Below are 15,614 nucleotides of genomic sequence, written 5' to 3'. Positions count from 1 at the left end.
ATTTATAACCTATTGTATGGGCTACCTTGAATCGTTAAATGAAATAAAAAAAGCCAGGCAACAAAGGGACGGCAGTGCCGATGCCTTGTATAAACTACAGATGAAGTATATATCGCTGGAGCGGCAGCAGCAAGCCACAACAGGAACCAACATCAGTACCAATTATACCCACTCCACCAACGATCCTGCTGTTCTTGAAAAATTGAAAGCTGCCATTGATGCCGGCAGTGCCCGGAGAAAAGAAAGTACATTGGCGGTAAATGGCTTAATTGACCGCTTATATGAACTCCAGCCACAGCAATTGATTGAAGAATGGCAGGACAACCTGCCCATCACGCTATTGCCTGTGCGCATGGAAACAAAGTACCGGCAAACCGAAAATGGCATACAGCTGATGGTAAGGGTTTATCCGGATGACATTGCCCTGATTGCACACGAAAAGACCCTAACCGAAATAGAACTGGAATTTGGCCGGGAGCATTGGCGGATCTTATTTAATAAGGAGGGCGATGCGCAAACCAAACGGGAGGCCTGGAAATTACTGAGCGATAAATTTGGCGTAAACCGGGCAGCCTGGGTAGCCAAAACAACCATGCCCCTCAACTGGGCAGCACGCGAAAGCCTTAACGGCCCGGAAGCGCTGACATTTGAGGATACGCCTGATACCAAACCAGATAGCTGGACCACTGCCGCACATACCAAAGTTTTACCAGACAAGTTTGTGTTAATGGGCTACCGCGACGGAAAAGCGGTACTAAGCCAGGTAGGGCGCCCGGTTAAAGACATTGTTATTGCAGGCCCCAACCCGGTTGTAGATGAAAAAGATCCCTCTTTTACCCGGGATGAAACAGACAACAGGATCCAATATGGGGAAGAATATGCCTGGATAGCCGATTTTAATCTTGCGGTGCAGGAAGGCCTGGGCTTCGTCATTCCGCAGAGCAAGGAAGAAGCGGCCAGGGGCTATGATAAGCTACTGGTACTTGGGCTCAAACTTTCTGCGGATGAAAATGACAGCAAAGCATTACTGGAAGACCTGTTAGCCAACCACCGTTATGGCCTGGAAGGGATGAGCCTGCTGAAACAAGGTACACCAACCAACAATACGGAAGCCGAGGATGCAGGTTACCAGGCCCAGCAGTCTATTGACGATATGGCCCTTGAGGTAGAAACTGATCAGCAATTATTTACTCCAACCGATATCGCCAATGAAGCTACCGATGGGCAAAGACTGGCCGAATACCTGGGCCTGGACTATGACGTATTCCAAACCATACCCAACAGCCAGATCCGCGACCATGCAGAGGCAATGGCCATGAATACGGCATTGCATCCGGGAACCCTGGGCTACTTTACCGCTACCATGCTGAACGGAGTATTCAGCGATACCGACAGGGATGCCCTTCGGAGGCATTTTATAGATTTTGTAAGTGGCAGAGGACCTTTACCGGCAATAAGAGTGGGCAATCAGCCTTATGGCATTATTGTAACCAGTGATTTTAACAACTGGCAATATCCAAGGCTTAGGGAGGCTTATGCCTTCAATTACCGGGGTTCGTTTTTTTATGAAAAAATGTACCAGGTTTTAACCTATATGTCGGCCAACTGGAAAGAAAAAACCGTTGGACTGGCCCAGATTACCAAAAATGGAAATGCCGGGGAAGCATTGCTAAAAATTCTGGGGCTTAACTCCGGCTCTCAGACATTTTTCCAGCGCACAGGTTACAGCTACGATTACCTGAAAAATCTGGAAAGCTTTGGCTGGGGCGGGAAGTATTTTGGCGACAGGATGCTCATGGCCATACAAGCTTACCAGGTTACACAATTGCTTACTTCTTTAGGCTACCAAACCAAAAAAGACGATGGCAGCTTAAAAATACCACCGATGTTACTGGAGCTAATTTTCCAGCATCAGCCTGTTCCACTGGATGAAAAGAACATCATAGATACCAACCCACTCTCGGAACAGGATAAAATTAAACCTTATGCAACAGACAGCAACCTCAATTATATAGATTGGCTGCTGGGCAATATGGCCAATGAGACCAGCCTGGAAAGTCAGGATTTCGGCGATGGAAAAATGCCTAAAACCTTATTGTTCATGATGCTGAAAAATGGCCTTTTACTGGAAACCAACCACAGCATTTTCAAATACCTGGCCACTAAAAACATACATGCCTCAGAACTTATACAGTCACGGAAGTTCATGAACATCAGTACCGCGCCCTCTCCCAGCCCATGGGAAATTTACAAAGCCCCGGTTAACCAGCTGGTGAATACAGAAGTTTCTGAAAAAAGCCTGTTCAACCATGTGCATACCGCTGTTTTAGACAGCGACATTACCATCAACCTGACAGAAAACAAATGGGCCCTTGAACTGCTGAAAGATTTGCCTACAGCCCGTTTGCAACGTACGTTTACCGAGCACCTGGATACCCTGAGCTACCGGCTGGATGCCTGGCAAACTTCTTTGTTCGATCAACGCATCAGCAATCAGCGAAACTTATCAGGTGGTACAGAGGCGCGCAAAAAGGGGGTTTACCTGGGCAGTTACGGCTACCTGGAAAATGTAAAAATGCGCAACACCAGGAAAAAAATAACGGAATCGGTATTGCCCGAAGGCTTGCGTGAACAGCAGGACAACCTGTTTGCAGAAGCTGAAAATGGCGGTTTTGTACATGCTCCCAGTTTAAACCATGCCACTGCCGCCGCCATATTGCGCAATGGTTACCTTAGCCATGCAAATAAGGATGATGCAGAAGCCTTATCGGTAAACTTATCCTCAGAAAGGGTACGCAGGGCAAAAGCCATACTGGACGGAATCAGAAACGGGCAAACGCTGGAAGCTTTACTGGGCTATCAGTTTGAGCGCGGGCTGCATGAATGGAGTACCAGGAAAGTAAAACCTGTCATTTTAGACCAGCTGAAACCGGTACTCAGAAAAGCCTTCCCCATCAAAAAAACTAAAGTACCCCAGGAAGGAAAAACTACCGGCCCCGAAGAAATTGCAACATCGTTTGAAGTGGTAAACGGATTGAGTCTGGCCGAAGTAGATCAGCCACTGCATATTGCTGTACCCGATCTTCCGGTACTGACTACGGCACAGCGCGACGCATTGGAGCAGGAAAAAAACCAGCTGCAAAACACCCTGGATGCAGTGAAGGATTTACTGACCGCAGAAAGTGCCTACCAGATGGCCTCAGGAAACTTTGACCGTGCTGCTGCGGTAATGCAAGCCATATCCCTGGGGAATATACCACCTGAAGTGGAAGTGATCAACACGGCCAGAAGTACGCAGATGACGTTTACCAACCGGATAGCTTTACACTTTGATACAGGCATTACCAGCAGCCCCTGGACAAGCTTAGATCCGGAGGTCAATTTAAAAGCCTGTGCCGAACCCGCACTGAACCATTGGATAGCTACGCTGCTGGATGCGCCTGAAGACATTTTGTGCCAGGTAACCGCGGATGTAGGAGGAGCTGAAGTTGCAGGCACGGTGAGCCTGAAAGACCTGTTGCTGCAACCGCTGGATTTTGTGCTGATGATCCGTGGTCAACTGGAAACATCGGGGGCATCAGAACTGGAATGCAGGATCCGGGATTTCTTTCTTCAGCAGCAATCCCTGGACGACAATACCATTGTAAAAATACAGTTTGCTGAAACTGCAAACCCTGATCTGTCGAAAAAGTCTTTCGCAGAAATATTACCTTTTGCCAATTACATCCGGCAGCTGATTGGAAATGGCCGGGCATTAAATGCCAGTGATTTTGATGCGGTTGTTGATCCGGACAATCCAATTCCTGACCCGCAGCATATCGATGTGGCAGAACTTAAAGCCCGTGGAGTGGCTGTTCACACCCAGTTTCAACAACTGCTGCTGGGGCTTAAAAATGCGCTGACCGCAGCAGAAAGCAGTGTTAACGATTTAACCGTATCGGCGTTAAGGGCCGCATTAAGAAGACTCGCTGATGCAGGTTCGGGCTTTGCATTTCCCAAATCTGCAACAAACAACGATGCGGAAGCCGCAACGCTTTTAATAGCACAAGGTAATGCTGCGGTATTAAGGTTTACCGGACTGCAGCAAAGCTATGACGATACCCTGTTAAAGGTAGCAGCAGCTGATGCAGCAAATGCTAAAAAGGTAAGCCTGCTGGTACAACTGATCAAAACAATGCTGGGCGAGGATTTTGTGGTGTTGCCTAAGTATGGATTTAACCATCCTGCAGAGATCCAGGCAGCGGTTTCTTCTGCCAATGAGCTGCTCCAATATGCAACTACAGCTGCCGATCCTGCATTGGGTGCAGATGCAGGCCTGGGCATGAACTTTCCCGTTACGGAGTTTTTACACAGCGCATCGCTGGTGAGAGAAAAAATGCATACCCTGGAAATGGTCAGGCTGCTCCATCAAAACTTTAATGCAAAAGAACTGGAGGCACAGCCCATGCAATTGCCTTTTAAAGCAAATGACAACTGGCTGGCCATAGAATTCCGTGCAAACACCGAGATTTTCCATGATACCCTTGCGTTTGTCCAATACCTGCCTTCCGGCTTTAACGCCAATGCGATGCAATGCGGCCTGTTGCTAGACGAATGGACCGAGACGATTCCCAATAAAGAAGAAGTAAGCGGCATCACCTTTAACTACAACCAACCCAACAGTACCCCGCCCCAGGCCATATTGCTGGCCGTAACACCTCAGGAAACGGGAAACTGGAGCTGGGACGAGTTGACCAATACCATACTCGATACTTTTGAAAGAGCTAAAGAAAGAGCCATTGAGCCAGATGACATTGATCAGATGACAAGTTTAACCACCTTACTTCCGGCTACAATGGCCGAATTCAGCACCAGCATGTTTACCAACATTTCATTGGATTACTCCATGAACATTCTGGCTAAATTTCTGGAAGTACAAAACATTGCATTAAAAAAAACAACGCCATGATTCAACTCACAGAGCAGATCAAACAATTTTCGCCCAACATTTTATCTAAAATATATAGGGTCCCTTCCATAACCACCTACAACCGCCTGGAACCCCGCCCGCGAAGCAAAGACTTTGCACAGAGTTTAAGTGCTGCTGTACACGATGGGCTTTGGTTCCTTACCCGGCAGTGGCAGATGGGTGAACTGGAAAGTGAAGATGCCGGCTCGGCCATAGATGCCAGGCTGATTACCAGACAACTTCATATAGACCGCATGGCACTGCAGCAAAATGCGGCCAGCGCTTACAGCGATGACATCCCCATGGAAACGCAGGTAGAACGGGAGCCTGTTCCCTTTACGCTGGCCTTAAAAATACAGGTTGCCCAGTATTTTCTGCTGCTCCACTCCCCTGCCTTAAAATCGGCTTACCTTACGGCTTATCAGAATAATTACCGGATCACGGGCTATACCACAGATGATTTCCACAACCAGGAGCTCAGCAAGCAATTGCTGATCAGTACCCTGAAAAGATCCTTTGACGGAGAAAAGATACTGGCCGATGTAAAGGACGGCAGTTTTAAAACCAAAGTGGGGGTTACCCCTGCTGATGAGGCGGCGATAAACACCCTTCTGGATAACTTTAAATCCTGGTACCTGCGCATATACAACCAGCCCGAAAATGCTGCAGATTATGCCTGGGACGGACAAAAGCTAAGCTATAACTTTAGCACGGCAGCACCAAAAAAGGATGGTACACAAATGGTACTCCGTAGTTCCGGTTATTATCAGGGCAACCTGGATTGGTATAACTTTGATGTTGACCTGGAACTGCGGCAATTGGATACCACAACTCCTCTGGACAGCCCGATACCTGATGAGTCCGCTGCCATATCCTTTATTCCAACTGCAACAGCTTTTAAAGGAATGCCGAACCAGCGCTTTTGGGAGATGGAAGAGCGGCAGATCAACTTTGGTAAACTCAATGCGAAAACCACAGATCACCTACTGCTGTTGTTTGCCGAGTTTGGCCTGGTCTATGGCAACGACTGGTTTGTAATCCCCTACAGAATGAAGGTAAATACCTTGTGTGAAATTGATGGTTTTGTAGTGAAGGATGTATTTGGTGACCGTACCTGGATACAGGCGGCCGATGCCGGACAGGACAACAACTGGCAGCGATGGAGCATGTACAACCTCAGCAACAAAGACCATATTGGCAGCTACAACAGACAGTTCTTTTTACCTTCTACACTGATCCATTCCCAGCAAAGCAAGCCATTAGAAAAAGTAAACTTTACGCGGGACGAAATGGCCAATATGGTTTGGGGAATCGAACAGATCATCCCCGATTCTACAGGTATTGGTGTAAACGGGCACGAGGCCGCAAATAAAGAAGGGATTTTACCAGCACCGATACCTGCTTCCAGCGCGCTGATCAGGTATGTACTGGGTACCAATGTTCCGGAAAACTGGATCCCCTTCCTGCCTGTGCAACTGCCCGGCAGTCATCAGGACATACGTTTTCAGCGGGCTGCCATGCCAAAGCTGGGTAACCCGCCAAAGGAAACCGTAAAAGCTAAAGGGGTATTGTTAAATGAGCAGGCCGCACCTTATTTTATCAATGAGGAAGAAATACCTTATTCAGGAACAATAGTTACCCGTGCCTGGCAAAGGGCCAGGTGGTACAATGGCAAAACCTATAACTGGATTGGCCGGTACCGGGAAACCGGAAGCGGGGAAGGGAACGGTAAACTGAGCTTTGATCAGATCCTGGAAACGAGCTGATGCCTTTTCGTCCGCCGGTAATCTCCTTATCAGGTTTGAATAGTACTACGCTTTCTGACAGTTTTTTATCTTTAGTACAAAAATCCCCCTTTACTGGTATTTTTAAAATACTGTTACTTATCCCCTTTAAAAAGCAACAAGGGAAGATGTGTATGATAGGCCAGCTTTTTAGTCAGGCTGCTATGGAAAAGCCCCTCAAAAAAACCATATTCCTTAGGCACGGTAACCAGCAGCTGGATCTGCTGGGCCGCTGCAAAATCCATGATCCCCGTTACCAGATCTTCATGATCGGTATAATGATACTCCGGCTGTTCCTTATCCCATATGCGATGCAGTGCTGCCAGTTCAGCAATGGTGTCAGGATTAAAATCTGCATTGTTCTTTGCAACATTTAAGATATACAACTTCGCATTTAAGGCATGAATTAGTGTTTTTATAGGCCGTGTTGGTGTAGTTTCCATCACTTTTTTAAGGTCGCAGGCAAAGAGCACCCTGTCGATGTCTTCGAATACAGCAGCTTTGGGAACAATGAGTAAAGGTGCCTTACAGGCATCCGCTACGCTAATGGCATTGCTGCCCATAAATATTTTTTCCATGTTACTTTTTCCGGTAGTACCCATTACCACCAGGCCAATCTGCAATTGCTCAGTAAGGATGATTACAGCAGAAACGAGCGAACGCTCATCACTGCGTGCAATTACCTCAATGTCATCCGCAACCAATTGCTGAATGTCCCGTTGCAGCTCCTTTAACTTTTCACGGCTTTCCTGGTGAAAATCTACAGCTGGAAGCGGATTTTGCAAGGGGATATCTGTTGCAAGAGGTACTGAAACGGAATGGTACAAAATGATACGGGAAGTTTTAAAACGTGTGGTAATGGCGGCTGCATATTTTGCGGCATTAACTGCAGCGTCAGAAAAGTCGACAAGCACCAGTATATTTCTTATGGCATATATCTTATCCAGGTGCTTATCTATTGCTTTTTCAATGTCCAGGAAGGCCTTCTCTGAGATCGTTCTCTGGCCAGGCTGTTCCACCTTCCAATCTCCGGCTTCCGAACGAAACAGCACAATTGGATTGTGTTCATTTGTAACAAACTCCACTTTAAACCTGCGGTGATAATCGAAAGCCGTTACAATAGCTTCCAACTCCAAATTGCCTGTGGTAAATTCTACCGAAAATGTTTCCATGATACTTCCTTCTTAAAATTACGGAGAGCATATCAAACAGCAGCGTATCGATGATATTTAAACAACAATCTGGCATTCAAAAGGTTTCCTGATTCGTTTACAAACCATCTGGTTGCCGGGAACAGCTCATGAAGAAAACAACATTTTTTGATTTACTTTAGCACTTAATTGATTATACTTACCTTATAACCTGGCCTGATGAAAACTATAAATGATTTAAATAATAAAATCAACGGTTACGAGCAAAGAGCCGTGGAACACACGGTCAATGTCGATCAGTTGAACCAACTGATTGCCCAGTTGAAACTCGCTGAAGAAAAAAGCGCGAGGCTTGCCGCCATTGTAGAAACTTCTGACGATGCCATCATCAGTAAAAACCTGAATAGCATCATTACCAGCTGGAACAATTCTGCGCAAAGAATATTTGGCTACACGGCAGAGGAAATGATCGGACAATCTATATTGAAACTGATCCCGGATGACCGGATCCAGGAAGAACCCCACATTTTAAAACGTTTAAAAAGCGGGGAACGTGTAGACCATTTTGAAACCAAAAGGCTTACAAAAGATAAAAAACTCATCGATGTTTCACTCAGCATTTCACCAATAAAAGACACCAAAGGAAATATTATTGGTTTATCTAAAATAGCCAGAGATATTACGGATAAAAAGCAGGAGGAGCAGCGTAAAAATGATTTTATTGCCCTGGTTAGCCACGAGCTGAAAACGCCACTCACGTCCATAAAATCCTATGTCCAGATGATGCTGACCAAAACAAAAAAAGATGCCGATCCATTTGGTGTCAATTTGATGAGCAGGGCAGAGGTCCAGGTTAAAAAAATGACGGATATGATCCACGATTTTCTCAGTTTATCCCGGCTGGAGGCGGGAAAAATACTATACACCAAATCTTCTTTTAAGTTACTTGCGCTAATGGATGAAGTGGTAAACGAAATGCAGATGCTTTCCCCCGATCACCATATTGAATTTCATCGCTTTGACGAAGCAGTCACTGTATATGGAGATCGGGACAAAATAGGCCAGGTAATGCTCAACCTGTTGAGCAATGCGGTTAAATATTCGCCCGCTTCAAGCACAGTGACAGTAGGTGGCGAAAGTATAGGGAAAAATATAAAGATTTATGTGAAAGATCAGGGTGTAGGTATCAGTCCTGTAGATCAGAAACGGCTTTTTGAACGTTTTTACAGAGTCCAGAATGAACAGATCAAAAACATCTCCGGCTTTGGCATCGGACTTTACCTGGTTGCGGAGATCCTACGTGAACATCAGTCTGACATTGTAGTAAACAGCGCACTCCATGAAGGCGCTACCTTTTATTTTGTACTCCAGACATGAAAATCTCCAAGCCATTTAAAGCCATTTTACTGGTACTTGCGTTTTCGATAACTACTTCTTTTACATGGCCAAAAGAGGGCCATGAAGCTGCACCTGATATAAACAGCCCAGATCATGCTTTAAAAATCATGGTAATCAGCGACCTGAATGCCAGCTATGGCGCACTAAACTACAGCCCTGATATAACAGCAGTAATTAACCGCGTTAAAACCATTAACCCTGACATTATCCTTTGTTGCGGAGATATGGTAGCCGGCCAGAAGGCTTCACTTACAGCAGCACACATTGACAGCATGTGGAATGCCTTTAATCAAACGGTATTGAAACCCATCAGCGATTTAAAAATCCCCTTTGGCTTTACTTTAGGTAACCACGACGCCTCACCTGGTTTTTTAAAAGACAGGGCTGCAGCAAAACAATTTTGGGCCAAACAGCTGAATGCAACACATCTTGATTTTGCCGACAACACCCATTACCCCTTTTATTTCAGCTATGTAAAAAACAATGTCTTTTTTATCAGCTGGGATGCTGCATCTGCAAAAATAAGACCCGAGGTAATGGACTGGATGAAGGAACAATTAAAAAGTAAAGTGGCACGGAATGCAGGCTTTCGCATTCTATTGGGGCACTTGCCCCTGTATGCGATTGTAGCTGATAAAAATAAACCTGGCGAGGTAAATGAAAGTGCTGACCAGACCCTTAATTTTTTTAAGGAAAATGGTATTGATATGTACATCAGTGGCCATCAGCACGCCTATTTCCCGGCTCATAAAAACGGGATACTCTTGTTCAATGCCGGCTGCATTGGCAACGGGCCGCGCCCCATTCTCGGACATCAGGAACCTGCAAAAAAAGCCTATTCAATTATTGAAATTCCGGTTAGGATGCCTAAAAATTTGACGTTTAATACTTTTATGCCGGAAACCAATATGCCAATTACCTTATCCAACCTGCCCGACTCTGTAACAGGTTTTAACGGGGTTATTAAAAAGATAGGGATCAGGTAAAAATTACCTTGGCTGCCATGATTTTTCGATATCTTCCAGACTTTTCCCCTTCGTTTCCGGAAGGAATTTCCATATAAAAAGAAAAGCAATAACGGAGGTAACCATAAACATCCAAAAAGTATAGGCGCTGCCCACAGACTTCAGCAGCATGGGGAAAAACTGCGCTACAAAATAAACAGCAGACCAGAGAAAAAACAGACAGATAGACATGGCACGGCCACGTACCCTGTTTGGAAAGATCTCGGCAATCACTACAAAAGTTAAGGGACCTAAGGATAAGGCAAAAAAGGCAATATAGGCCAGTATGGCCATCAATACCAGGTAACCCCTGACTGCATCCAGGTAAAAAGCCGTGCCAACAATGGCCAGACAGATGGCCATTCCTGCCGATCCGGCCATTAACAAACCTTTGCGGCCTGCCCGGTCTACGTATTTAATGGCCACGATGGTAAACAACAGGTTAACTACTCCGACCAGTATGGTTTGTATTAAGGCTGAACCTGATCCATCTCCGGTAGATTTGAAAATTTCCGGCGCATAATACATAATGGCATTGATGCCGGTAACCTGTGAAAAGATGGAAAGGATGACCCCTATTACCAAAGCAGTTCTTAATCCGGGCTTAAACAGCTCTGAGAAAGTTCCTGTTTCTGTATGAATAGCTGCCTTAATTTCTTTCAATTCTGCTTTTGCTTTTATAACCCCGTTAATTTTAGTCAGTATTTGTTCTGCCTCAGTTGTCCTGTCTGCCTGTATCAGCCATCTCGGACTTTCAGGAACAAACAGCAGCAGGCCAAAGAAAATGACAGCAGGGACAATACCCGAGCCAAACATCCAGCGCCAGCCGGTATGAATATTCCAGGCCTCGTCGTGTAAACCTGCTATACCTGCGTTTACAAAATAAATGAGCAGGATGCCGGTTACAATGCCAAACTGGTTAATCGAAACCAGGCGCCCACGGATAGCCGCCGGCGCACATTCGGTAATGTACATGGGTGAGATCATAGAAGCAATTCCGATACCCAGGCCTCCTATAATTCTAAATACCACAAACCAGCTCAGGTCTTGCGGCATGGCAGTACCTGCAGATGATACCGCAAAAAGGATGGCGGAAAGGATGAGGATCTTTTTGCGGCCAAAGCGGTCGCTCAGGTAGCCTGCAAACAGGGCACCCGTAACGCAACCTACCAGCGCGCAGGATGCAATCCAGCCCATCATGGCTGGCGAAAGATCGAAGCGCAGCCGGATAAACCCAATGGCACCAGCTACCACGGCCGTATCGTAGCCAAACAACAAGCCACCTACCGCTGCAACAATGGTGATCTTGTATACATAATTCCTGTTTCCTTGTTTTTCCACCTGGATCTGTTTAAAGTTTGTAATTTGTTAAATTTTCTGTACGTACATAAGCTTTAATGGTTGCACAGGTTTTCCCCTGGCTTTCTCCATAAGGTTTTATGGTATAAGCCCCTACTGCAGCCGGCACAATAAAGGTTTCGGCATAATGTATCCTATAAGGTTCAAAAGCGGCTGTTGGACTTTCCACAAGGATAGACGAACCCTCAATCAGGTTAAGCACATTCACCATTCCATTGGTATGGTGTGGTACAGTTCCTGTAAACCAATGCCTCCTGGTTTCAATAAAAAATCCTTCATGCAGGCCTGTCTTTTCTTCTCTCCATCCTTCACCTGCTGCTATGGGAACAACCTGATTGATCAGGTTTGCCTTAGTCCAGCTACTGGTCCTGTCCCACTGGATCACTTTTTTCCCATGCTCCAGTGAAATCGGGCGAGGTTTGCCATCCAGCCCCATACGTCCCCAATCCCATAATTTAAAGGTGAAAATGAAAGGTGTCGCACTGATTTCCAGCACTACACTTTCAGCCCCCGAGCAATGTACTGTGCCAGCCGGTATCAAAATATGATCATGTTTTTTAACCGGCCATTTCTCTACAAAGCGTTCTGCATCGAAAGGTTGTACCCCCTCCTGGGCTTGTTGTAGTTCCGCAAGCATTTCTATCGCAGCTATATTTTCTTTTAATCCAAGATAAACAAAAGCCTGATCACGGGCTTCCATAAAATAGTAACTTTCATCCTGGGTATAGGCCATCCCAAAATGTTCTTTAATGTAAGCCCTTAAAGGGTGCACCTGTAAGCTGAGGTTCCCTCCGTCCATGGTATCCAGGAAATCAAAACGAATAGGAAACTCATATCTAAAAGCATTAAAAACCTCTTCTCCCAATAGTGATTCGGGATGCCTGAATACCAGGTTTATAGCCGGCATTTCAAAAACCTCCTCCCCAAAGCGGAACAACAAACTGTTTTCTTCCGGCACACAGTCAAAACCCCAGGCATAATTAGGTTTGCTCCTGTCCAGATCACAGACCTCTTTCAGCCACTGCCCACCCCAGGGTCCCGGATCAAAGAAGGGAACTACCCTGAATGGACGGCTTACTGCAGTAGCCAGCGCATAATTAACAGTGGCACTGCTGATCATCTTTGGCTGATCGGGGACAGTGGTATCCAGAAAATAATCAACAGCTGTCCATATGTTCTTTTTGTGCCTGTCTAACGTCCTCCAGTCTACAAAAAAAGCACGTTTATATTGATAGGAGACCTCATCATTTTGATTTTCAGTACCCAGGTTACTGATCCGGTTAGCCCTGAACCTTTGCTGGATCTCCCATCTCGGCATATCGGCATAAATGAGCAATGTTGCATCAGGTGCGACCAGGGAAGCTCCCGGGCCCACTACGATTACCAAACCAGCTGCTACAGCAGCAATTTCTTTTTGTCGGGCCTCCAGCTTTTCCGGATCCAGAAAATCGGTTAATTTAAATCCGCTCATGAATCCAAATACGGGATCATCTGTTACAAAAGGATATATCATTTCATGGAGCTGTGCTGCAGACAGAAATGATTTTTCAGTACGTAGTATCTGGACAGGGGCTAAAATATCCTGCAGTTGTTTTTCTATTTCATTAGCATATACGCCCAGATAAGTATCTATCGCGATGACACTGCTGTTGTTTTGTTGAATGTGCTCAGTAATGCAGGCGCATATCGCTGCCCATCCTGAAATGCAGGTATGTCCCTCGATGGTTAAGGCTGGAAATTTTTCAAAGTTTGATATTTTCAAAACTGATATTTTAAGATTTATGATTTAGGCACCGGTCGGATATTTCCCCGTTCTAAATCTATATGTACATACATAGTTAAATATTATATTTTATAAAAACAAACCCATAAAAATAATTCACACTCAAACAATATCTATAAAATACAGATAATAAGATCAATTAAAGCCAAACAGATAAAATAGTGAATTGGAATACTTTTCACCAGTAGTTCAAAATTATTTTAGAAATATCATATCCCACAGTAAACGACAAAATGTACATACATTTAAACAAATGTATAATTTACTTATATTTTAATATTATTGTATAGATTTTGATGAAGTCCCCGAAATGAAACTTACAATCAACCACAAAAGTCCGGTTCCTTTACACCAGCAGGCAGAAAAGCTTATCCGCCAATTGATCAATGAGCCACAGTTTAAAGATGGTGAGCTGCTGCCCAACGAAGTTGACCTGGCCATTCAACTCGGCATTTCCAGGACGACACTAAGGCAGGCACTAAATAAGCTGGTGTATGAAGGTTTGCTGATTAGAAAAAAAGGCGTAGGCACTAAAGTTGCCGACCTGCCGGTAAGCTCCAGATCGAACAACTGGCTGAGTTTTTCACAGGAAATGCAGGCCAGGGGCATTGCCATCAAAAACTTTGAGCTCCATGTCAGCTGGGTCTATCCTGACGATAAGATTGCTGCTTTCTTTGAGATCACAACAGCACAAAAGATTCTAAAAATGGAAAGACTAAGAGGCCGGCCAGAAGGTCCTTTTGTTTATTTCGTATCCTATTTTCATCCACGCATAGGCCTGACCGTAGAAGAAGAATTCAAAAGACCGCTTTACGAAATCCTGGAACTGGATTATCAGGTGATAGCCCAATTGTCCAAAGAAGAGATCAGCGCCAGGGCCGCCGACAAATTTATCGCAGGAAAACTGGAGATTGCGCCCGACAGTCCAATCCTGTTCCGCAAGCGGTTTGTGTTTGATCAGGACGATAAACCGATAGAATATAATCTTGGTTACTATAAAGCCGATAGTTTTGTCTATACGGTGGAAAGCAGAAAAGAATAAAATGACCTTTGCAGACAAAGTTATCCGATTCAACAAAAACCTGTCCTACACCGGCGCGGCATTGCCAACAGGTATCCGGATCATGAATCCTTTCAAGGAAAACCTGCAAACCATGGACATTGTGCAGAAATTTTACCACAAGTACTATAATGACAACCAGGCCAGGCACCTGATCCTGGGGATCAATCCCGGCAGGTTTGGCGCCGGACTTACAGGAATTCCGTTCACTGACCCGAAACGGCTGATCACCGAATGCAATATTGCCTACGCTGGAAAATTGTCCCATGAACCTTCTTCCGTCTTTATCTATGAAATGATCCATGCTTTTGGTGGTGCTGAGGCATTTTACAAACAGTTTTACATCAGCTCTCCCTGCCCATTGGGTTTTACTGCTGTTGCTGCAAACGGAAAAGAAAAGAATTACAATTATTACGACAGTAAAGCGCTGGAAAAAGCAGTGTATGACTTCATAGTTGAAAACATTCGTAAACAAATTGCAATCGGTGTTCATACCGGTCTATGTTTTTGTTTCGGCACTGGTAAGAACGAAAAATTCCTCTTGAAACTAAATGCAGAATATAAATTCTTTAAGAAAATTGTAGCACTGGAGCACCCAAGGTTCATTATGCAATACAAAACATCCAGCAAACAGTTTTACATAGACAAATACCTCTCTGCGTTTAATGCCGTGAATCCATAGACCGGAGCATTGCTGATCTAAAATACTGAGCGGAATCAAAATCCTATAAAACAAAAAAGCTCCAGATTTCTCTGAAGCTTTTTGCAGTGGTATGGGCCGGGATCGAACCGGCGACACATGGATTTTCAGTCTAATGACCCGATTCCGTAAATGTTTGTTTTTCAATATTTTAAATTGCTACTCTAAATTTTAGTAGCACAGAAGTAGCACACTTTCAACTAAACCCTGATTGTCCTGATCAGGTATTTTAAAGATACGAATAATATTAATGAATTATAGCTCATCGTGCTTTTGATTGGCAACAGTATTTCAAAATTAATATCACAAACCTACTCTTTTCATTGATTCTTCTTTGCCAAATCGGTATTTGGGATCAATAGGCTGTAATACAAAAGGCCGGGTATCATCATTAATATCGCATGTTGTCTCGTTATCAACCAATATG

General features: G+C 44.8%; 9 protein-coding genes. 6 read left to right on the top strand and 3 right to left on the bottom strand.

Features of this window, described 5'->3' with window-relative positions:
* The first annotated feature begins 16 nt into the window (after positions 1 to 16).
* Together R2Q85_RS23740 and R2Q85_RS23735 are read left to right on the top strand one after the other, a co-directional pair.
* Complete coding sequence (locus R2Q85_RS23740; protein WP_316814299.1) at positions 17 to 4,948, top strand: hypothetical protein; 4,932 nt, start codon at positions 17 to 19, stop codon at positions 4,946 to 4,948.
* On the top strand, positions 4,945 to 6,714 hold the full coding sequence (locus tag R2Q85_RS23735) for a hypothetical protein (protein WP_316814298.1): 1,770 nt from the start codon (positions 4,945 to 4,947) through the stop codon (positions 6,712 to 6,714). Before R2Q85_RS23740 ends, R2Q85_RS23735 begins: the two co-directional genes overlap by 4 nt.
* 113 nt (positions 6,715 to 6,827) lie before the next feature.
* On the opposite strand, the gene R2Q85_RS23730 is transcribed toward R2Q85_RS23735, so the two are convergent.
* On the bottom strand, positions 6,828 to 7,904 hold the full coding sequence (locus R2Q85_RS23730) for a universal stress protein (RefSeq protein WP_316814297.1): 1,077 nt from the start codon (positions 7,902 to 7,904) through the stop codon (positions 6,828 to 6,830).
* 198 nt (positions 7,905 to 8,102) lie between these two features.
* Between R2Q85_RS23730 and R2Q85_RS23725 the strand changes: the two genes are divergently transcribed.
* Together R2Q85_RS23725 and R2Q85_RS23720 are read left to right on the top strand one after the other, a co-directional pair.
* Complete coding sequence (locus R2Q85_RS23725) at positions 8,103 to 9,260, top strand: PAS domain S-box protein (protein WP_316814296.1); 1,158 nt, start codon at positions 8,103 to 8,105, stop codon at positions 9,258 to 9,260.
* Positions 9,257 to 10,267, top strand: coding sequence for a metallophosphoesterase (locus tag R2Q85_RS23720; RefSeq protein WP_316814295.1), 1,011 nt, complete (start codon positions 9,257 to 9,259; stop codon positions 10,265 to 10,267). The genes R2Q85_RS23725 and R2Q85_RS23720 overlap by 4 nt, the downstream gene beginning before the upstream one ends.
* Positions 10,268 to 10,270: 3 nt before the next feature.
* On the opposite strand, the gene R2Q85_RS23715 is transcribed toward R2Q85_RS23720, so the two are convergent.
* Both R2Q85_RS23715 and R2Q85_RS23710 read right to left on the bottom strand, forming a co-directional pair.
* A complete protein-coding gene (locus R2Q85_RS23715) occupies positions 10,271 to 11,626 on the bottom strand; it encodes a sugar porter family MFS transporter (protein WP_316814294.1) in 1,356 nt (451 codons plus the stop codon).
* 10 nt (positions 11,627 to 11,636) lie between these two features.
* Complete coding sequence (locus R2Q85_RS23710; RefSeq protein ID WP_316814293.1) at positions 11,637 to 13,406, bottom strand: class I mannose-6-phosphate isomerase; 1,770 nt, start codon at positions 13,404 to 13,406, stop codon at positions 11,637 to 11,639.
* A gap of 331 nt (positions 13,407 to 13,737) precedes the next feature.
* Here R2Q85_RS23710 and R2Q85_RS23705 point away from each other — a divergent pair, with 331 nt between their 5' ends.
* Together R2Q85_RS23705 and R2Q85_RS23700 are read left to right on the top strand one after the other, a co-directional pair.
* Entirely contained in the window at positions 13,738 to 14,469 is a 732-nt protein-coding gene (locus R2Q85_RS23705) for a GntR family transcriptional regulator (protein ID WP_316814292.1), read from the top strand.
* Positions 14,438 to 15,169 carry an SMUG2 DNA glycosylase family protein gene (locus R2Q85_RS23700; RefSeq protein ID WP_316814291.1) on the top strand — a complete coding sequence of 244 codons (732 nt, stop codon included), beginning with the start codon at positions 14,438 to 14,440 and terminating at the stop codon, positions 15,167 to 15,169. The genes R2Q85_RS23705 and R2Q85_RS23700 overlap by 32 nt, the downstream gene beginning before the upstream one ends.
* The last annotated feature ends 445 nt before the right edge of the window (positions 15,170 to 15,614 follow it).

The organism is Pedobacter heparinus (assembly GCF_032678725.1).
GTDB classification, from domain to species: Bacteria; Bacteroidota; Bacteroidia; order Sphingobacteriales; family Sphingobacteriaceae; genus Pedobacter; species Pedobacter heparinus_A.
This window is presented reverse-complemented; position numbering and strand designations above follow the sequence as displayed.

Excerpts from the sequence above, each read along its gene's own strand:
- R2Q85_RS23740 (WP_316814299.1), top strand. The coding sequence starts at position 17 with ATGGGCTACCTTGAATCGTTAAATGAAATAAAAAAAGCCAGGCAACAA.
- R2Q85_RS23735 (WP_316814298.1), top strand. The coding sequence starts at position 4,945 with ATGATTCAACTCACAGAGCAGATCAAACAATTTTCGCCCAACATTTTA.
- R2Q85_RS23730 (WP_316814297.1), bottom strand. The coding sequence starts at position 7,904 with ATGGAAACATTTTCGGTAGAATTTACCACAGGCAATTTGGAGTTGGAA.
- R2Q85_RS23725 (WP_316814296.1), top strand. The coding sequence starts at position 8,103 with ATGAAAACTATAAATGATTTAAATAATAAAATCAACGGTTACGAGCAA.
- R2Q85_RS23720 (WP_316814295.1), top strand. The coding sequence starts at position 9,257 with ATGAAAATCTCCAAGCCATTTAAAGCCATTTTACTGGTACTTGCGTTT.
- R2Q85_RS23705 (WP_316814292.1), top strand. The coding sequence starts at position 13,738 with ATGAAACTTACAATCAACCACAAAAGTCCGGTTCCTTTACACCAGCAG.